The 19,483-nt window shown below is 62.1% G+C and carries 21 protein-coding genes; 17 read left to right on the forward strand and 4 right to left on the reverse strand.

Annotated elements, in window-relative coordinates; genetic code table 11:
- Positions 1 to 322: 322 nt before the first annotated feature.
- Positions 323 to 1,501, reverse strand: a complete 1,179-nt coding sequence (locus EOA16_RS01450; protein ID WP_127255007.1) for a zinc-dependent alcohol dehydrogenase — start codon at positions 1,499 to 1,501, stop codon at positions 323 to 325.
- 73 nt (positions 1,502 to 1,574) lie between these two features.
- On the reverse strand, positions 1,575 to 2,360 hold the full coding sequence (locus EOA16_RS01455; RefSeq protein ID WP_127255008.1) for an SDR family NAD(P)-dependent oxidoreductase: 786 nt from the start codon (positions 2,358 to 2,360) through the stop codon (positions 1,575 to 1,577).
- A gap of 350 nt (positions 2,361 to 2,710) precedes the next feature.
- On the opposite strand from EOA16_RS01455, the gene EOA16_RS01460 reads away from it, so the two are divergent.
- The 8 genes from EOA16_RS01460 (at position 2,711) to EOA16_RS01495 (ending at position 6,227) form a co-directional block, all read left to right on the forward strand.
- Entirely contained in the window at positions 2,711 to 2,977 is a 267-nt protein-coding gene (locus EOA16_RS01460; RefSeq protein WP_027036323.1) for a hypothetical protein, read from the forward strand.
- A complete protein-coding gene (locus tag EOA16_RS01465; RefSeq protein WP_127255009.1) occupies positions 2,974 to 3,192 on the forward strand; it encodes a hypothetical protein in 219 nt (72 codons plus the stop codon). Before EOA16_RS01460 ends, EOA16_RS01465 begins: the two co-directional genes overlap by 4 nt.
- Before the next feature lie 4 nt (positions 3,193 to 3,196).
- Entirely contained in the window at positions 3,197 to 3,415 is a 219-nt protein-coding gene (locus EOA16_RS01470) for a hypothetical protein (RefSeq protein ID WP_127255010.1), read from the forward strand.
- Between the two features lie 86 nt (positions 3,416 to 3,501).
- Positions 3,502 to 3,729 carry a hypothetical protein gene (locus EOA16_RS01475; RefSeq protein WP_245455825.1) on the forward strand — a complete coding sequence of 76 codons (228 nt, stop codon included), beginning with the start codon at positions 3,502 to 3,504 and terminating at the stop codon, positions 3,727 to 3,729.
- Positions 3,730 to 3,860: 131 nt separating this feature from the next.
- On the forward strand, positions 3,861 to 4,316 hold the full coding sequence (locus EOA16_RS01480; protein WP_127255012.1) for a hypothetical protein: 456 nt from the start codon (positions 3,861 to 3,863) through the stop codon (positions 4,314 to 4,316).
- Positions 4,313 to 5,533, forward strand: a complete 1,221-nt coding sequence (locus tag EOA16_RS01485) for a divalent metal cation transporter (RefSeq protein ID WP_127255013.1) — start codon at positions 4,313 to 4,315, stop codon at positions 5,531 to 5,533. The genes EOA16_RS01480 and EOA16_RS01485 overlap by 4 nt, the downstream gene beginning before the upstream one ends.
- Positions 5,533 to 5,892: a hypothetical protein gene (locus tag EOA16_RS01490; protein ID WP_127255014.1), complete on the forward strand. Its 360-nt coding sequence runs from the start codon at positions 5,533 to 5,535 to the stop codon at positions 5,890 to 5,892. Before EOA16_RS01485 ends, EOA16_RS01490 begins: the two co-directional genes overlap by 1 nt.
- 2 nt (positions 5,893 to 5,894) lie before the next feature.
- Positions 5,895 to 6,227, forward strand: coding sequence for a hypothetical protein (locus EOA16_RS01495; protein ID WP_127255015.1), 333 nt, complete (start codon positions 5,895 to 5,897; stop codon positions 6,225 to 6,227).
- A gap of 29 nt (positions 6,228 to 6,256) precedes the next feature.
- Here the strand turns inward: EOA16_RS01495 and EOA16_RS01500 are convergent, their stop codons facing one another.
- Positions 6,257 to 6,583 (reverse strand): hypothetical protein, encoded by a 327-nt coding sequence (locus EOA16_RS01500; protein WP_127255016.1) that lies wholly within the window; start codon positions 6,581 to 6,583, stop codon positions 6,257 to 6,259.
- Between the two features lie 260 nt (positions 6,584 to 6,843).
- Positions 6,844 to 7,275 carry a GNAT family N-acetyltransferase gene (locus tag EOA16_RS01505; RefSeq protein ID WP_127255017.1) on the reverse strand — a complete coding sequence of 144 codons (432 nt, stop codon included), beginning with the start codon at positions 7,273 to 7,275 and terminating at the stop codon, positions 6,844 to 6,846.
- A gap of 324 nt (positions 7,276 to 7,599) precedes the next feature.
- Here EOA16_RS01505 and EOA16_RS01510 point away from each other — a divergent pair, with 324 nt between their 5' ends.
- From EOA16_RS01510 to EOA16_RS33465, 9 genes are all read left to right on the forward strand, one after another.
- Positions 7,600 to 8,580 carry a helix-turn-helix domain-containing protein gene (locus EOA16_RS01510; RefSeq protein ID WP_127255018.1) on the forward strand — a complete coding sequence of 327 codons (981 nt, stop codon included), beginning with the start codon at positions 7,600 to 7,602 and terminating at the stop codon, positions 8,578 to 8,580.
- Between the two features lie 103 nt (positions 8,581 to 8,683).
- Positions 8,684 to 10,711, forward strand: coding sequence for a hydantoinase/oxoprolinase family protein (locus EOA16_RS01515; protein ID WP_127255019.1), 2,028 nt, complete (start codon positions 8,684 to 8,686; stop codon positions 10,709 to 10,711).
- A gap of 3 nt (positions 10,712 to 10,714) precedes the next feature.
- Complete coding sequence (locus EOA16_RS01520; RefSeq protein ID WP_127255020.1) at positions 10,715 to 12,682, forward strand: hydantoinase B/oxoprolinase family protein; 1,968 nt, start codon at positions 10,715 to 10,717, stop codon at positions 12,680 to 12,682.
- A 160-nt stretch (positions 12,683 to 12,842) separates the two neighbouring features.
- A complete protein-coding gene (locus tag EOA16_RS01525) occupies positions 12,843 to 13,694 on the forward strand; it encodes an FAD binding domain-containing protein (RefSeq protein ID WP_127255021.1) in 852 nt (283 codons plus the stop codon).
- Complete coding sequence (locus EOA16_RS01530; RefSeq protein WP_127255022.1) at positions 13,691 to 14,188, forward strand: (2Fe-2S)-binding protein; 498 nt, start codon at positions 13,691 to 13,693, stop codon at positions 14,186 to 14,188. Before EOA16_RS01525 ends, EOA16_RS01530 begins: the two co-directional genes overlap by 4 nt.
- A complete protein-coding gene (locus EOA16_RS01535; protein ID WP_127255023.1) occupies positions 14,181 to 16,529 on the forward strand; it encodes a xanthine dehydrogenase family protein molybdopterin-binding subunit in 2,349 nt (782 codons plus the stop codon). The genes EOA16_RS01530 and EOA16_RS01535 overlap by 8 nt, the downstream gene beginning before the upstream one ends.
- Before the next feature lie 12 nt (positions 16,530 to 16,541).
- Positions 16,542 to 17,273 carry a LamB/YcsF family protein gene (locus EOA16_RS01540; RefSeq protein ID WP_127255024.1) on the forward strand — a complete coding sequence of 244 codons (732 nt, stop codon included), beginning with the start codon at positions 16,542 to 16,544 and terminating at the stop codon, positions 17,271 to 17,273.
- A gap of 96 nt (positions 17,274 to 17,369) precedes the next feature.
- On the forward strand, positions 17,370 to 18,752 hold the full coding sequence (locus tag EOA16_RS01545; RefSeq protein WP_127255025.1) for an aspartate aminotransferase family protein: 1,383 nt from the start codon (positions 17,370 to 17,372) through the stop codon (positions 18,750 to 18,752).
- Entirely contained in the window at positions 18,749 to 19,417 is a 669-nt protein-coding gene (locus EOA16_RS33465) for a nuclear transport factor 2 family protein (protein ID WP_127255026.1), read from the forward strand. Before EOA16_RS01545 ends, EOA16_RS33465 begins: the two co-directional genes overlap by 4 nt.
- Positions 19,418 to 19,483: the final 66 nt, after the last annotated feature.

The following is a 19,483-nucleotide window of genomic DNA, read 5'->3' on the forward strand; positions in this document are numbered from 1 at the left end:
AGCGGCGGGGCCGATGGCGGGGATGCGCCGGCGGTTTTCGGCGTCAGCGGCTTGGCACCGGCATTCGTGTCATTGGCATCCCGTCTCGGGTGCGGCAGACCATCGGCGTTTGGAGACCGGACGCTGGGTTTCGATGTGGAATTCTCATTGCTCATGGTGGCAGCTTTCTTCACAGCGGGCGGGCACGACAGTCTCGCCGCCCTGAGTTTATTCTGCGGGTCAACCGCCGCCACGGTCGAAAGTTCCGGGTTCCCCAGCAGCGTCGGTGCCATCCCTGGCGGAAAATTCGCGCAAAGTGGACCCCGCGCAAGATGCCGACGTCTCAGCCATGCGGTCGCATTACCACCTTGATGCAGCCATCCTGCTTGTCGCGGAACTTTTTGTAGAGATCCGGTCCCGCTTCGAGGTCTGCCCTGTGCGTGATCACGAAGGAAGGATCGATATCGCCCTTCTGCACCATGGCCAGGAGCGGTTCGAGATAGCGTTGCGTGTGCGTCTGGCCCATTCGGAAGGTCAGGCCCTTGTTCATGGCGGCGCCGAACGGGATATGGTCGACGAGGCCGATATAGACGCCGGGTACCGAGATGGTGCCGCCTTTGCGGCATGAGTAGATTGCTTCGCGAAGCACATGGGGCCTGTCGGTGCCGAGATAGACGGCAGCCTTAACCTTGTCGAGCATGGAGTCGGCACTGGCGCCGGGATCGGACTCGGTACCGACACAGTCGATGCAGCGATCCGGACCGCGACCATCGGTCATCGCCATCAAGGCGTCGTAGATATCGGAGTTGCTGAAGTCGAGCGTCTCGGCCTTGCCGTGCTCGCGAGCCATCGCCAGCCGCTCCGGCACCTTGTCTATGGCAACGACGCGGCCGGCGCCGAGCATCCATGCGCTCTGGATGGCGAACTGGCCAACCGGACCGCAGCCCCAGATAGCGACGGTGTCGCCTGGCTCGATGCCTGCGTTTTCAGCCGCCATGTAGCCGGTCGGGAAGATGTCGGAGAGGAACAGCACCTGTTCATCGTCCATTCCCTCGGGCACCTTTATCGGACCGATATCGGCGAAAGGAACGCGCAGGTATTCGGCTTGCCCTCCCCAATAGCCGCCGACCAGATGCGAATAGCCGAACAGGCCAGCCGGGGATTGCCCCATCACTTCGGCTGCCTGTTTGGCATTGGGATTGGATCTGTCGCAAAGCGAGAACAAGCCCTTCTGGCAAAACCAGCATTCGCCGCATGAGATGTTGAAAGGCACCACGATGCGGTCGCCTTTTCTGAATTTCGAATGGCCGCTGCCGACTTCGACGACCTCGCCCATCGTCTCGTGTCCGAGCACATCGCCCGATTCCATCGTCGGCATATATCCGTTCATCAGATGCAAGTCCGAGCCGCATATGGCGCAACAGGTGACTTTGATGATGACGTCACGATCATCCTCGATGGCGGGATCAGCCACCTGGTCGCATCGAATGTCGCCTTTGCCGTGCCACGTGAGCGCTTTCATGAAGGTGCTCCTGCCTTGGAGAAGGTCGGCGGAAGAGTCCGCCGACATTTGTGGTTTGCTTGAAGGCCGAAGGTCAGTCTTTGGACGCCGAACCCGGCTCGGCCATCTTGCGGTGCTGTTCGGCCAGCGTGCCTGCCGGCGTCACATGCGCTGCGGTGACCTGCAGCTTGTTTTTCCAACCGCTGATGACCTGTTCCTCACCGTCCATCATCGCCTCGTAGCCGGCCTCGGCGACATCGGCGGGATTGTCCTTCTCGTCGGTGCCAACCTTGGTATCCATCATTTCGGCGCGTTCGAAGAACCGCGTGTGAGTTGCCCCGGGCATCAGCACGGTGACTGTGACTCCTGTGTCCTGCAACTCATGACGCAGTGCGATCGAGAAGGAATCGATGAAAGCCTTGGTGCCGTTGTAGACCGCCTGGAAAGTGCCGGGCATGAAACCAGCGATCGATCCTGTGAAGAGGATGCGGCCTCGGCCGCGGCGTGCCATCCTGGCTCCGAGTTGATGCGCGAGATAGACGGTCCCGGTGATGTTGGTGTCGATGATGCGGCGGACCTTTTTCCAATCCTGATCGACGAAACCACGGCCGAGCCCACGTCCGGCATTCAGGAACAACAGGTCGACATCGCGATCGCCGATCCCGGCGATCAAACGATCGACACCCTCCTCGGTCGCCAGATCGGCCTCGATGGCTTCGACAGTCACGCCATGCGAACCGAGCGCCTCGGCAGCCTGCTGGATCGCGGGTTCGTCGGCGGCTATGATCAGGTGGTAGCCGTCCTTCGCGCACAGTTTGGCCAGTTCCTTGCCAATGCCGCTTGAGGCGCCCGTCACCACGGCCAACTTTTCATTCGTCATCACGTCCTCCGAACCTCGCTTCGGCCCAACCACTATCGGGGCTGATTGTTCCGTGCGGGTTGATGCGCGGCCGTATGCGGGCCGTGGCAACGATTTGTCCTTGAGTTCATCCGAGCCATGAACAGCGGCGTGTGGAGAGGTGGAACAACTCAGGTCGATGCGAGTTCGATGTCCGTGCAGCGTCGTTGCTCCCCTCTTTGATGCTGCATGATCGGGTCCCCTCAGCTTGGTCCAGCCCGCGCGTGCCCTGTCCGGGAGGCGCGGGCTTTTCGTGATGGAGACTGTGATGTTTTGAGATCCCGGAGGGAACAACAAACCCGTTCGGCAGTTCGGCGGGCAGGAGGAACAAAATGCAATACGCCGAAGAAATAGCGCTCAGGCGCGTGAAAATGCTGGTCGAACAATATGTCGTCGCCAGGAGCAGGAGATATGATTTCGTCTCGACCGAACTTGCATGCAAGGCCATTCGCCAGGTCGTGCGAAGCCCGATCGAAGACGCCGAACTGGACCATTTGCTGGCCAGAAGCGCGGTCAAACAAGGGCTCTCGGTGCGGTTCGACCGGATAGGCCATTGGCAGGCGGCTTCGCCCGGACTCAGCCAGGAGAAATCAGCATGAGAGCAGTGCTATTGATGTCAGCGGCATTGCTCGCCTTGGCGGGGTGCAACGACAATGCCGATCCAGCCAAGTCCAAGACGGATACTACGAACAGCCAGCCGGTCGATAAGAATCCCACGACGGACACCAACCCGACGCCGCAGACCAGCACCGGCGGCGACCAGCAGGGTACGCAGCCAACTCAGCCGGCGTCTCCCAAGCCAAGTGGCGGTTAGGCCTATGGCGCGACGCAACGCAATAATCTCGCTGGTCATAGCGGCGGTCATCATTGTCGGTTTCGTCGTCGGCTTTTTCTACGTTGATATGGGCTGGCAGACCTCGCCGCTGAAACGCGCGCCGGAGCAGAACCAGGGCGGCAATGCCCCGGCGGATACCGCCCCGGCTGCGGGCGTCCAGAAAAATCCCAGGGAAAACACCGAAATGCCGGGGCAACAGTGATCGACGGCCGGCAGCAACAGAAGAGGGCGACCTCGCGGTGACGCTGCCGACTGAGATCAACACAGCACCGATCTGGAGCGTGGATGATGGGCATCCTTTCCGACCTCGACAAGAAGCTGACGGACAATATGTACGAGCATGGCAGCGAACTCACCGACCCGGTTTCGGATCTGCCGGAAGCAGTCGTGGAAGCGGTCGAACGGCTGATGTCTTTCATACAGCCCGACGCGCGCGACACCGTCAGAAGTCAGGTTCTCGGCCTCGTTCACGAATACAGAATCCCAGACGCTTCCAGCGGGGATCGCCCCGACTGACCTTCAGCAAGAATCGAAACCCGATTTAGACCGCCTCGTGCGCGGATCGGGAGCCGCGGTTGTTGACGGACCCGACGAGCGCTCTAGATCAGATTCACGCCGGTGGTTTGTTGGGTCGGGGAGACTATTCTGTGGCGCACCAAACGCCGGATTTGATCGTCAGAGGCCGCTATCTCAGGCTCGACTGTTTGTGCCTGCTTTTGCTGATGTTGTCGGCATGCTCATCTTCCGATCAGATCGAGCAGCAATCACAAACTGCGGCCTCCGCATCGCAGACCGTGTTGATGGCGCTGGACGCCTGGGCGGCAGGGGCGGCGCCGACTGCATACACGATGGATACGCTGCAATCGATCGGGCAGACGCTTGCAGATGTTGGGGCGCAAATCCGGTCCGCCGAAACCAGTGAACCCACCGAGCAAGCTTCCCTTACAAAAGCAGTCAACGATTTGTCGGTCGCGGTGGCGCGTGCCGAGGCCGGATTGCGGGCAGATGACCGGCCGGAAGTCCAGAGCGCGCAACAGGATCTACGGCTGGCATCGCGTTCGCTCGCTACCGCCTACGCCAAGTATTTCGCGCCGAAGCCATGAAGAAGCTCATGGAAATATCCCTCGGCGTCGTCACCAGCGTCGGCGGCTTCCTTGAAGTTGGGTCCATGGCGACGGCGGCGCAGGCAGGCGCTATGTTTGGCTTCCAATTGATCTGGGCGGTGGTGCTCGGCACCATCTGCATAATCTTCCTTGTCGAAATGTCCGGCCGGTTCGCGGCTGTGAGCCATCACACGATCTCCGACGGCATCCGTGAGAGATTCGGCTTCAACGTCTTTCTATGGCCGTTGCTTGCCGCCCTGCTGGTCAATTTCCTGGTGCTGTCCGCCGAGATCGGCGGCGTTGCCATCGCGCTCGAATTTGCCACCGGCATAGGCTTCCAGTGGTGGGCACTGCCGGTGGCTTTGCTGGCATGGCTGCTGCTCTGGAAAGGCACGTTCGGCTTCATCGAGAAGGGCGTATCGATTCTCGGTCTGGTGACGCTGTGTTTCGTCGTCGGAGCGGTGATGCTGAGGCCCGATTGGACGGCAGTCGCAAGGGGCGCTGTGCCTTCGTTGCCAGTTCACGATGCCGCCAATTACTGGTTCATGGCGGTCAGCATTCTCGGCGCTTCGATATCGCCCTATCTCTTCATGTTCTATTCCTCGGGGGCCATCGAGGACCGGTGGGACAAAAGCTATCTCGGAGCCAATCGGGCCATAGCGGGGTTGGGCATGACCTTCGGGGGCACCATCTCGATCGGCGTGTTGATCGTGGCCGCTCTCGTGCTCGCCACGCATGGCGTCACCCAGGTGGACGACTATCACCAATTGCCGTTGATGCTGATCCCCATATTCGGCTTCTGGGGCTTCGTGCTGTTTGTTGCTTCTCTCGCCATCGCCTGCTTCGGCGCCGCACTAGAGGTCGGGTTGCAACAGGCCTATCTTGTAGCCCAGGGTTTCGGCTGGAATTGGGGCGAGGATCGCAAGCCGCGCGACGATCCGGGTTTCAGTGCCACCTACACGATATCATTGCTTTTGGCGGCTATTCCCATCGCGCTTGGTCTCGATCCGCTGAAGCTCACCATCTTTTCCATGGCGCTGACGGCAGCCAGCCTGCCGCTGACGGTGGTTCCATTCCTGTTTCTGCTGAACGACGAACGCTATGTCGGTGAGCATCGCAACGGCATTATCTCGAATGCCGCGGTCATCTTCATCATCGCGCTTGGCTTTGTACTGGCCGCGGTGACCATCCCGCTGCAGATATTCGGAGGTACATGATGAAGTTACTGCGTGATCTCCTGGACAAGCAGGTGGTCGATCGCGAGCAGGTCAAGATCGGCAAGGTCGACGGGTTGGTGGCGGAGTTGCGGCCTGGCAAGCCGCCTCGGATCATTGCGATCGAGCTCGGCTCCATCACCCTGGCGCGTCGCCTCGGCGCACGGCCTGGGCGCTGGATGGCGCGGCTCGCGGTCAAGCTGGGTGGCAAGCAGCATGGCCAGCCCCATCGGGTCGCCTGGCACAAGGTGAAAGATATCGGCGTCGATATCGAGTTCGACATCGACGTGCGAGAAACGTCGATCTTCGTCTGGCAGGACTGGTTGCGCGACCATGTCATCGGGCGCATTCCGGGAGCTTGATGATGACCACGGTCAATCTCGAGCATCTGGCTGGGCGACGCGTACTCTCGCAACGCGGCAAAAATGTCGGCTATATCGAGGAGATCCGCGCCGAACGGGACGGTGACGATTTCGTCGTCACCGAATTCCATGTCGGGGTCTACGCCGCTTTCGAGCGTCTTTCGGCCTCGGCCATAGGCGTGGCGGTGCTGGATCTTTTCCGATTGCGCCGCCGCGACGGTCTATACCGCATCCCTTGGGACAAGCTCGACATCTCCGATCCTGCGCGACCGCGGCTGCTGTGCCCAATGACCGAACTCTCAGGCATGAAGGGCGCCCCAGATATCCAGGAATAGGTTGTGGGTGCTGGGATTGCCAGACATTCTCAGCGCAGCATGCTTGCCGCCAGGAAAACCACGGCTGCTGTCAAAACGACAGCTGCAATCACCAACACCGGCCAGTTGCCGCCAGGCCGCAACTCCGGCTCGCCTTCGATTGGGCGCATGGCATTGGCAAAGCTGGCATCGTTTTCGAATTTTGGGCGAGCCTGCGGCGGATTTGTCTCAGCGACCGGATTTTGTGTTCCCGCAGCCTCTGCGTCTGTCTCAAGCGGGGCAATGGAGGGATCGAACCCCGGCGTTTTATCCTGCGTTGCTCCTGCCTGAACTTCGCCTCTGGTTGTGGCAGGCGTGGGATTTGAAACATTGGCCATGATATCTCCCTTTCAACCACGTCCCGGCAGACTTGCATTTGTGAGCGCGGCGACACTGAAGCTTGCGTGCGCCGGGGCGGCCCCCGGCCACTTGCTCGCCATGCGGTCCCTCGTAGCGGATGCCAAACTTCTGCCGCCGCCGATTTGTTCCCGAGCAGCAATATCCACGGCTTGAGTCGGTTCACACGAGGCTGTGGCGCTCAAGAATTTAGCCGTCGAGCATGCGCGTCGCCAACTGGCGTTGGATCAGCCTTGGCAACTCACAGCAGATTTTTCCGAAGGAAGATGCGGGCATATCCAGGAATCCGGAATTCGACTTTGCCAAATTCCTCGAAACCATGGCGCATGTAGAATAGCGGTGCCTGGAAACTACTCGTCTCCACGACGGCCTTCTTACAGCCACGCCGGATGGCTTCTTGCTCGATCGTCCCGAGAAGTTGTGAGCCAAAGGATTGGCCACGCAACTGCTCAGGCAGGAAAAACATATCGAGAAACAGGAGCCCGAGTTCCGTTCTGCCCCAAAGCCCGCCCCAGGTTTTTCCTGACTGGTCGCAAAGCTCCGCTCCAATAGCAGCTCGGTCGTCGATCCCGGTCTGTGCGATGTTGTATTGATAGAGCGCTGCGGCGGCCTGCGCTCTGGCATCTCCACTGTGGGACAGAGCGATTTTAAATCCCTCGGCTCGGGATGACATGAGTTCCACTCCTGGCTTTGTAGGACACGAGATTAACCGACAAAGGCGCGTCCATCTTCTTGTTGAGGCTGGCCGCATCGAGGTCTGGCCATTCGACCCGCCGATTACCCGACAGCTGATCCTGGTGACCTCGTCGCAGCGACCGATGTCCTCGAACTTCCGGCTGCACTCCAACAGCCGTGACGACAACCGCAACCGTCGCGAGCTCCGGTCTGGGCCAACCGACCACATAAGTTTATTCGTTTTTGACCAATACGCGCGGGCGGATTCCTGTAATCTTCAGAAAAACACCGGGCTAACCGGGCCAACCAGAAAGGTCGGGGAATGAAATACGTCGTCGATACGATCGGCGGTCCCGCAGGCGGTGATGCCTGGCAAGCCGCTGTTACTGAAGCCTATTTTCCGCTCGACACCGAGTATCGGAACCGTCGCGAGTTTTCAGGCACGCTGGAAACCTTCTCTCTCGGGCTCGTCAGCGTGTCTAAAATGCGCTGCGATGCCGTGAGCTATCGCCGCCATCGCCGCCACTTCCTCAACGAGCGTGACGCCAGCCTGCTCATCACCATCCCGGAGATGTCGGAGGTGAACTTTTCGCAAGGTTCGAGAACCGTCAGTTGCAGTCCGGGGGGCTTCCTCGTTGAGAGGGGAGATGCGCCTTACGAATTCTGGCACGGCAAGCCAAACGCGCTGTGGGTCCTGAAGGTGCCGTCATCGAGCGTTCGGGCGCGGATCGGGTCTGCCGAACGGCTCAGTGCGCTCAGTTTCGACGCAACGCAAGGCGTCGCCGCGCTCTTCCTCGACACTGTGCGAACCACGATCGGCCATGTCGATGAGATCACTGAAGTCGCTCGCGAGATGATGGGCAGGCACATCCTGGAAATGCTGTGCCTGTCGATCGTGAGTGACGATCGCGTGCTTGACAGCAGCATCTCGTCGATCCGGGCCGGCCATTTGCATCGCGCCGAGCAGTATATTCGCGACAACCTGAAGAATTCCGACCTCGGCCCGCAGGCGGTGGCTGATGCCTGCGGCATCTCCCTGCGTTACCTGCAGGTTCTTTTTCAGGACAGCAACCAGTCCATCAACGGCTTCATCCGCGACGCCCGGCTTGAACTTTGCGCCGAGGAGCTGATGTCGGTGACCAACATCAGCAGCGTAGCCGAGATCGCTTACCGTTGGGGCTTCGCCGACCAGTCCCAGTTCTGCAAGCACTACCGGACCCGGTTCGGCTGCGCACCGACGGATACCCGTCGCGAAGCAGCGAACCGGGCAGGCGGCTCTTCGGCCTCGCGAGAGCGCCACTAGACCCGACGAAATCCGGGCCAATTCCACCATTCATTGCGACGTCTCCCCGGCAAGGGGCGACGAAGGCGGGGCTTTGCCCGCAAGACCTTGCGAAGGAACTGTCATGAGCCGAATCAGAGTTGCCGTCGATGTCGGAGGGACCTTCACCGACATCTGCATCATGGACGAAGATAGCGGAGCGATCCGCATCGAAAAGACCGCCTCCACGCCTGACAATCCCATGCAGGCCATCATGAATGGCGTGGAGCAGGGGCGCATCGATCTTTCGGAGGTGACGATGTTCTCTCACGGTACGACGGTCGCCACCAATGCGCTGATCACCCGCCGCCTGCCGCGCACCGCAATGGTCTGCAGCGAGGGTTTTCGTGACGTTGTAGAGATCCGCCGCGCCAACAAGGAAGATCTCTGGGACACCTACAAGGATGTCGCCAAGCCCTATATCCCGCGCCGCGACCGGCTGACCGTTCGGGAACGGGTCAGTGCCGAGGGCACGATCCTGGAAGCGTTGGACGAAGAGGCCGCGCGCCGTGTCGCCGAAATTCTCAGGAAACGACAGGTCAAGTCGATCGCCGTCTGCTTCATGAACTCCTATGTCAACGGCGCCAACGAGCGCCGCATGCGTGAGATCCTGAAGGAGGCAATGCCGGATCTGCCGGTCTCGATCTCCTCGGAGGTGATGCCAGAAATCTTCGAGCACGAACGTTTTTCCACCACCATGGCGAACGCCGTCTGTGCCCCGGTTGTCGTCGATTACGTGTCGCGTCTTGGAGAAAAGCTCGCGGCCGCCGGATACAAACGAGATCTCCTGTTGCTGCACAGCGGTGGCGGGGTCATGACGCCCGCGAGCGTCAAGGATTTCTCGGCCCGGCTCGCGGGATCCGGCATCGCCGCCGGCGCGATCGCAAGCCGCTTCATCGGAAATCTCTGTGGCTTCCCGAACTCGATCGGCTTCGACATGGGCGGTACCAGCACCGACGTCTCGCTGGCCTGGAACGGGGAGTCGCGCATCACAAAAGACTGGTACATCGAATTCGGATATCCGATACGCTTCCCCTCCATCGAGGTGCTGACCATCGGTGCGGGCGGCGGGTCGTTGGCATGGCAGGACGAGGGCGGCAGCTTGCGCAACGGACCGCAATCCGCTGGCGCCTTTCCAGGTCCGGCCTGCTACAAGAATGGCAACCGCATTGCCACCAATACCGATGCCAATGTCGTGCTCGGCCGTCTCGGCACCAGCCTTGCGGGCGGCAAGATCACGCTCGACCCCGCTCTGGCCACCCAGGCGGTTCAGGAGACGGTGGCAGAACCTTTCGGCATGGAACTCCACCAGGCGGCCGAGGCGATCATCGCCGTCGCCAACGCCAATATGGGCAATGCCGTCCGGCTTCTCTCCATCAGCCGGGGCTATGACCCGCGCGACTTTGCACTGGTCGCATTCGGCGGTGCTGGCGCTTTGCACGGAGCGGCCGTGGCCAAGGAGCTGTCGATTCCAACCGTGATCGTGCCGCCCAATCCCGGCGTCACCTCCGCGCTCGGTTGCCTTCTCGTCGACGTGCAACACGATTTCTCCGAAAGCTTCATGGCCGATGCTTCGACTGTCTCGCCCGCCGAGATGCAGACAGCCTTTGTTCTGATGGAAGAACAGGCGGTTGAGCGTCTGGCCCATGAGGGCGTGGCGCAGGAAGACATGGCGCTGCAGCGTACGGTCGAGATGATGTACCTGGGCCAGTGGCGCTCGCTTGCGGTGGCGGCGCCGACGCAGATCGAGAGCATCTGCTCGCTTATCGAGGCGTTCCACAACGAGCACGAACGCGAGTTCAACTACCGCCGCGAAGAGGCGCCGGTGTCGATCTTCCGCATCGCGGTCAAGGCGATCGGCATCGTCCCGAAAGCCGAGATACCGCGGCATGGAGTCCTGCCTCATGTGCCCGAGCCCCTCGGACGCCGCGGCGTCTGGTTCGACGGCGTATCTCATGACGCGGCTGTCTATGAACGCGACCAACTCAGCGCCGGCGCTGCCTTTGCAGGACCCGCCATCGTCGAACAGTTCGATTCCACCACCGTGGTCCCGCCGGGAATGAGCGCGACCGTCGACGGCTTCCTGAACATTCTCATCGTGACGAAAGGCTGAGACATGACAAAGCTGATTGAAACGAGCCCTGGCCTCGATCCGGTAACGTTCGAGGTGCTGAAGAACTCCTTCATCACCACCGTCGACCAGATGGCCGAACAGATGCTTCGCACCTGCTATTCCTTCGTCATCTACAACCGAGACTTTTCGAACGCGCTGCACGACGCCGATGGCAACTCCGTTGCCCAGGGCAACTACGACATCGCTGTCCATGTCGGCACACTGCACAACACGTGCAAGGAGGTGATCCGGGTCTTCGAAGGCGAAATGGCACCTGGCGACGTCTACGCAATCAACGATCCCTATGCCGGCGGTACGCATTTCAGCGATGTTCGGCTCGTCCGGCCGATCTTCGACGAAGACAAGCTGATCGGCTTCTCACAGTCGAACGGCCACTGGTCGGATCTTGGCGGCTCGGTGCCGGGTTCCTTCGACGTCACCGCCCGTGACATGTTCCGCGAAGGCCTGCGCATCACGCCGCTGCGCCTTTTCCAGCGCGGCCGCTTCTGCTCCGACGTCGCCAACATGATCGCGGCCAACACGCGCGATCCCGCATCGATCATTGGCGACATCCATTCCCAGGCGCAGGCGACGCAGGCCGCCGAGCGCGAGCTGTTGCGGCTGGTCAAGAAGTACGGGCGCGGCCAGGTCATGCGCGGTATGGAGGAGGTCCAGGACTACGTCGAACGTGCCGTGCGAAAGCGTCTCGCGGAGCTGCCAGACGGCACCTGGGAGACGGTCGACTACATTGACCGGGATCTCGGCGCCGGCGAAGGCATGATCCCGATCCGCATCAAGATGACGATCAAGGACGACACGATCCACTACGATTTTACGGGAAGCCATTCGACCATCGCCTCGATGTACAATTCCGCGCCGGGCGCGACCTTCTCGGCCGTGGTCGCGGGTATGAAGACCTTCTTCCCGGACCTCCCGCTCAACAGCGGGTTTTACCGGATGATCGAGGTGACCGCGCCGAAGAACAGCATCGTCAGTGCGGAATGGCCGGTGGCGGTGACCGGGTTCCTGATGCCGTTCGAAAAGATCATGAACGCGATCTTCGAGATGTGGTCGAAGATCATGCCCGAACGCGCTATCGCCTGCGCCTTCAACCTCGAATATCTGCTGGCCGGGGGACGGGACGCGCGCAAACCCGAAAAGCCGATCTTCATGTTCTACGAATGGCTGCCCGGCGGCTGGGGCGGGCGCAACGGCAAGGATGGTGCCGATGTCACCACCGCCTGCTTCGGAACCGGGCTGATGTCGCAACCCAACGAAGGCAACGAGCGGGTCAATCCCACTCGGACGATCGAGTTCCAGATCAAGCAGGATTCGGCCGGGCCCGGCAAATGGCGGGGCGGGGTCGGCGTGCAGAAGACCTCGTTGCTGCTTGAGGCTGAAAATGCCGTCATGTCCTATATTTGCGACCGCGAGCGTGCTGTCGTCTGGGGTGTCGAAGGAGGCCTGCCGTCGATGCCCCACGGCTTGACCATGAAGCGCGCCGGAGAAGAGACCGAGATCTGGCTCGGCTCCGTATTCTCCGATTACTCTGTCCGCACAGGCGACCAGTTCGCTCGTCCGACGGCCGGCGGCGGCGGTTTCGGCGATCCACTGCAGCGCGAGCCCCGCAAGGTGATGGAGGACGTGATCGACGACTACGTTTCCCTGGAACGTGCCAGGACTGACTACGGCGTGGTGATCCGCGAAATCGACCGCGACCTGTGCCAGTACGAAATCGACGAGACGGCGACCGAAGCCTGCCGTGCCGACATCCGGGCGAAACGGAAGGGCTGGGCACGCATGGATCCCGAGGAGGTCGCGCGCAAATACCGCTCCGGCGAGATCGATACGCTCGATGCGGTTCGGCACTATGCCGTGATCCTCGACTGGGAGACTGGTGAGCTCCTCCCCAAAACCACCGCCCAATTCCGTGAAAGCTTTGAGAAGCGGACGGTCGCTCACTGGGCCTGAGCGCTAACGAGCGCGCCGCAATCTTGCGGGCCTCGCGGATGCCTAAGTTATCTGTTTTTTCGATACCATATTCAAAGAATTACTATTTCACAGGAGCCCAAAGCTGGAGCAACAATGCTGCAGCGCCGTAAAAGTTGGCTGCTTCCGAGGGGTATGACAGATGGCACCAAGCGTGGAACGATCGTTCACCGCAGCCAGCACACTTGAAGAGGCAATGGCCGCACGCCGGCAAGGCGCGGTGGTGCTTGCCGGCGGCACCTGGATGATGCGTGATCCCCAGCGCGGGGTCGACCTTCCCGAGGCGGTGGTCGCCCTCCACCGAATACCGGCCTTGTCCAAGGTCGAAATCGAACCGGACCATGTCGTGATCGGCGCAGCCGTTACCCACGCAGTCCTTGGCCGCGCGTTGCACGGCGCAGCGGGCTTCGAAGGTCTGGTTGCCGCGGCGGAGAATGCGGCCAATCCCGGCATCCGAAGGGTCGCCACCGTGGGCGGCAACCTTTGTGCCCTCGACTTTGCCGCCGCGGATCTCGCCCCTGCGCTTCTCGTCTGTGAGGCGACGGTGGAGCTGGAGACGTTCGAAGGCCCAAAACTCCTCGGTATTTCGGATTTCCTCAAAGACAGGCATGCGCTGCTGGCCGAAGCGATTGTGACGAGAATTCATCTGCGCCGCGACCTTGTCGCAAGCGCGCATATCCGCCTGCCGCTTCGAAAAGCCGGCGACTACCCGGTCGCCATCGTCTCGCTCGCGGTGGACAAGGACAAGCGATGTCGCATCGCCGTCGGCTCGGTGGAGCCGGTAGCGCGGCGCTGGACGACGCTCGAACAGGCCATGAGGGCAGGCCAGGCCTCCGCGCTCGATCCGGAACGCGCTGCAGGGCTTGCACTGGAGCACAATGATTTTCAGGGCCGCGACGGCAGGGAAGCGGAGGGCTGGTACCGGCGCCAGGTTCTCCCGCCGCTGGTCAAGCGCGGTGTTGCCGCACTTCTCAAGACCGGGGGCCTGGCATGACCGTGACATTCCAGCTGAATGGTGAGGACTGCAGCTTTCACGGCGATCCGATGACACCGCTCGTCGACATCCTGCGTCGGGAACGATTCCTGACGGGGACCAAAGCCGTGTGCCGCGAAGGCTTCTGCGGCGCATGCACGGTGCATGTCGACGACGAAGCGGTGCCGTCCTGCCTGAAGCCGATTGGCTTGGTCCAGGGATGCGCGGTCACGACCATCGAGGGATTGAGTTCCGGAAACCAGGCGCTGCACCCGCTCCAGGCCAATTTCGAGGCTGCCGATGCCGTGCAATGCGGCATGTGTTTCCCGGGAATGGTTATGAGCCTTTCGGCGTTCGTGCGTGACAATCCGCATGCGAGCCGTCCCGAAATCAAGGCCGCGATGGTCGGCAACATCTGCCGCTGCACCGGATATGAGCGGATCGTCGACGCCGTGGCCGACTGCCTCGACCAAGCGCGGAAGGCTGGCCAGTCGGTGGGAGGCATCCATGTCTGAGCTGTCCGCCACCGTGATGAATCTTCCCCGCCGCGATGCGCAGGACAAGCTGCGCGGGCGGACGAAATACACCAACGACCGGGTTCGCCCCGATATGTTGCATGCCGTGCTGCTGCGGTCGCCCGTTCCCGCGGGGCATATCCGCAAGCTCGATGTTTCGGCGGCACTTCGCTGTCCTGGTGTGCGCGCGGTGGCGACCGGCGCCGACGCGCCGGGGCTCTACGGCATCGGCATTGCCGACCATCCGCTTCTGGCCATCGACACCATCCGCTATCATGGCGAGCCAATCGCCGTCGTTGCCGCCGAAACGGAGAAGCAGGCGCGGGCGGCGCTTGCGGTCATCGTGCTCGAGGTCGAGCCGCTGGCACCGGTGTCCACCATGGCCGAAGCGCTCCAGCCCGCCGCCCGTCTCGTTCACGAGGGCTGGCGCGGCTATGAGGTGATCACCGAGGGCGGTGCACGTGCCGGCAACATCGCATGGGAGGCAAAATCCAGCCGGGGTGACGTCGATGCCGCCTTCGCCCGTCCCGACATACGCATTGTCGAAAGCAGCTTTACCGTCGGCCGGCAGAGCCATGTGCCCTTCGAACCGCGCGTTGCCATCGGCTCCTGGGAGGACGGGCGTGCTCACATCCAGACCTCGACGCAGGTGCCTTGGACCGTGCGCAACGTCACCGGAAGGGTCATGCAGCTTGCGCCCGGGCGCGTGCGGGTCACCGTGCCGCCTGTCGGCGGCGGGTTCGGCCTGAAATTCGATGCGTCCATCGAGCCGATCACGGCACTTCTGGCGCGGATGACCGGGCGCACGGTGGTCCTGGAAAACACCCGGCAGGAAGAGATGGCAACCTGCCTCTGCCGCGAGAATGCGGAAATCCGCATTCGGTCCGCAGTCACCGCCGAAGGATACATCGCCGGGCGCGAGGCGGTCGTGCTGATGGACTGCGGCGCATATGGAGGCGAACAGGTTTTTCTGACGACGATGACGGCGCACACGCTGGCCGGCAATTACAGGGTTGGCGCAACACGGCTCGTCAGCCGCGCCGTGTACACCAACACACCACCCAACGGCGCTTTCCGAGCTTGCAACGGCGTCTACAACACCTTCGCGCTGGAGCGACACACTGACGAAATCTGCGATGCGCTAGGCCTCGACCCAATGGAGTTCCGAAAGAAAAATGTCCTGGGAGATGGCGATCTCGGTGCCACGGGCCAAGTTTTCGAGGCCGACGTGTTGGTTCCGATGCTCGATCGCATGGAGGCGTTGCGTGCCAGTACCGGCACATCAGAAGCGAAGGCCGACGGCAGGCTCTATGGAATTGCGACCACGGTCGGCACATGGTTCGTTTTCGTCGGGCCTTCGACGGCGACGGTGAATTTGAACGCCGACGGTAGCGCAACGCTGGTCACCTCGGGTGTGGAGATCGGGTCCGGCACGATGGTGCAATCCCTGCCGCAGATCGTGGCCGGGCAGCTCGGCCTTGCTCCCGACCAGGTGATCGTACGCGAAGCCGATACGGATGCCGCCGGTCTCGATGTGGGTGTTGGCGGCGGACGAACCACCGTGTCCATCGGCGCCGCAAGTTTGGCCGCCTGCGCGGAGGTGCGGGAGAAGCTGCTGCGGACCGCCGGCGAGATGCTGCAGACCCGACCGGAAGACCTGGTGCTGCGGGACGGTCGTGTCGAGATCACGGGACGTCCCGGTTCCGGCATGTCGATCCCCGCTGTCGTCGCCCATGCGCAGGCGACCACTGGCCCGATCACAGGAAGCGGAGCCTTTACCGCCAGAAACACTCCGGCGATGTCCGGCTGCGCGATGGGGCATTTCATCGATGCGCTCGACATTCCCGTCTTCGTCGTTCACGAGGCCGAGGTGGCGGTTGATCCGGACACCGGCCATGTCGAGGTGCTGGCCTATCGCGTGGTTCAAGATGTCGGCCGCGCGCTCAACCCGCGCGCCATCCTGGGCCAGATACAGGGCGGCGTGGTGCAGGGGCTGGGCTATGCGTTGCATGAGGAGGTGACGCTCACCGCCGACGGACGCATCGCGCAGGACGATTTCGAGACTTATCGCCTGCCGCTGGCGCAGGACGTGATTCCGGTCGCCGCCGATCTCTACGAGGGCGCACCTTCGATGGGGCCTCTAGGCACCAAGGGCGCGGGCGAGGTCCCGATCCTGGCCGTGGGCGCGGCGATCGGCTGCGCAGTGGCACGCGCCATCGGCAAGCCGGTGCGGCAACTGCCACTGACGCCGCCGCGCGTGCTTCGACTGCTGCATGAGCGCGAACCACCGCCGGAATTCCCGCACATCGCCCCCGGCTGGGCGTCGAACACTCTGGGCTGAGGCAAGCAAACCATGGTCACCCTGAACTGCGACATGGGCGAAAGCTACGGCAACTGGCGCTTCGGCGACGATGCCGGCATCATGCCTCATATCGATTGCGCCAACATCGCCTGCGGCTTCCACGCCTCCGATCCATGGACGATGCTGAAGACCGTGCGGCTCGCGCTTTCGTATGGCAAGCGGGTCGGCGCGCATCCCTCCCTTCCCGATCGTGAGGGGTTCGGCCGACGCGAAATGAAACTTCAACCGGAGGAACTGACAGCCGCCTTCCTCTACCAAATCGGTGCGCTGACAGGGATGCTGGCCGCCGAGGGCGGGGAGCTCAGCCATGTCAAGCCGCATGGCATCATTTACGGCATGGCCGCGCACGACGTGGACACTGCCCGGGCAATTGCCGCGGCGGTCAAGCCGTTCGGCGTCCCTCTCTTCGGCATGGCGGGAACCTGTCACGAGACGGCGGCAGCCGAACTCGGCGTTGCCTTCGTGGGCGAGTTCTTTCCCGATCTTGCCTACGCTCCCGGCGGGAGCCTGATCATCCCGCGCGTCCAGTCGGCCATCGACCTGACGCTTGCCGAGCACCGCATGGTGGGGGCGCTTACCCGACGCGAACTCGTCACGACAGACGGCACGATCCGCCCGGTCGACTTCGACACCGTCTGCATCCACTCCGATCCGCCGAATGCGCGCGACGTCGCCGCGCTGATGCGGCGGATCATCGACACCCATTCCAACGGCCTCCCATGATTCATTCTCCCGAATCGTGAAAGCTCCACGCACGGGATCGAGGACTATGTCGAACGCACTGCCCGAACCATTTTCCCCAAGCCGCTGAGGACTTCCATGGATGCGCTTTCCAACTCTCTCGCCGCCGCCGACATCGCCACCACCATGCACCCCTACACCAACCTGCGTCAGCACGAAGAAACCGGGCCGCTGATCATCAGCCGCGGCGACGGCATCCGTGTGTATGACGAACGCGGCAAGGAATACATCGAAGGGCTCGCCGGGCTGTGGTCGGTGGGCGTCGGCTTTTCGGAAAAGCGGTTGGCGGACGCTGCCTATCAGCAAATGCTGCAGCTGCCCTACTACCACACCTTCTCCTCCAAGGCGCATGAGCCATCCATCCGGCTCGCGGAGAAACTCGTGGAGATGACGCCGGAAAACCTGACGCGTGTCTTCTTCACGTCGTCGGGCTCGGAAGCCAACGACACCATCGTCAAGATGATGTGGTTCATGAACAATGCGCTGGGCCGGCCAAAAAAGAAGAAATTCCTGGCACGGACCAAGGGCTATCACGGCATCACCGTCGCCTCCGGCAGCCTGACAGGCCTGCCGGTCAACCACCGCGACTTCGATCTGCCGGCGATTCCCGTTCGCCACCTGACCTGCCCGCACTTCTATCGCTTCAGCATGGAAGGCGAAGACGAAGCCGCCTTCACGGCGCGTCTGCTCGCCGAGCTGGAAGCGGTGATCGCGGAAGAAGGGGCTGACACCATCGCAGCCTTCATAGGAGAGCCGCTTATGGCAGCCGGCGGCGTTCTGCCCCCGCCGGTCGGGTACTGGGAAGGCGTGGAGAAAATCTGCCGGGCAAATGATATCATTCTGATAGCAGACGAGGTGATCTGTGGTTTCGGGCGGCTTGGTACGCCCTTCGGCGCTCAGAAATACGGCTTCACGCCTGATATCATGACGGTCTCCAAGCAAATCACGTCGTCTTATATGCCGCTTGCCGCCGTCATTTTCTCCGATGCGATCTATCAGGCGATCGCCGACAACACCGCCACGATCGGCAATTTCGGCCACGGCTTCACGGCGTCGGGCCATCCGGTCGCGACGGCAGTGGGTCTCGAAAACCTCGCCATCTTCGAGGAGCGGGACCTGATCGGAAACGCGGCCCGCCTTGAGACGTCGTTCCAGGCCGGCATTCGCTCATTTGCCGATCACCCGCTTGTCGGCGAAGCGCGGGGCACCGGTCTTATCGGCGCCGTTGAGCTGGTGGCGGACAAGGCGACGAAACGCCCCTTCGCCAAGTTTGGGCGCGCAGGGAGTATCGCAGCAGGGATCGGCCACGAGGAAGGCCTCATCTTCCGCGCCATCGGCGATCAGCTCGCGCTCTGCCCGCCGATGATCTCGACCGAAGACGATGTGAAGGAAATCATGATGCGCATGGGCCGGACGCTTGAGCGCCTGACCGGTGCGGTTGCCAAGGAGGGACTTGAATGACCCGCATGAAAGCCGAACCGGTCGTCCATATCGACGACGAACGCTTCCGGGTCACCGAATGGCGCTTTGCCACCGGGGCCGAGACCGGCTGGCACATCCATGGACATGACTACGTCATCGTGCCGCTTACGGACGGCAAGCTCGATCTCGAAGGCCCGGACGGTGCGCAATCGCAAGCCGCTCTCACCCAAGGGGTGCCCTATTCGCGGCGGACGGGTGTGGCCCATAACGTCATCAACGCCGGCGATGCGCCACTCGCCTTTCTGGAGGTCGAGGTCGTTGAGACCGGCGACCTCGCAGCCAGGCGGCTCGCCGTACTCGACCGTTTCCTCGCGGCCTGGAACGCCCGCGACGTGGGCGCGCTGATGGACTGCATGGCTGAGAATTGCGCTTTCCACGGCTCGGCTGGACCCGATGCCGAAGGGCGCAGGCATATGGGGCGTGACGCCGTGCGTGCCGCCTATGCAGCGCTGTTCGATGCTTTCCCGAAAGCCGCGTGGACCAGGGGACGGCACGTCGTGACGGACGACACCGGGCTTTCATCATGGCGCTTCGTTGGCACCACGGCAGCGGGGCAGCAAATCGAAGTCGACGGCTGCGATATCTTCGCTTTCTCGGGGGAGCTCATAGCGCTCAAGGATTCCTACCGCAAAGCGCGAGGGTAGCGAAAATCTGAATTCATCGGGCGACGAGGGCGATCCAAGCGGGCCGCCCTCATTTTTTGTCCAAAG

Source organism: Mesorhizobium sp. M7A.F.Ca.US.008.03.1.1 (genome assembly GCF_003997495.1).
Classification (GTDB): Bacteria; Pseudomonadota; Alphaproteobacteria; order Rhizobiales; family Rhizobiaceae; genus Mesorhizobium.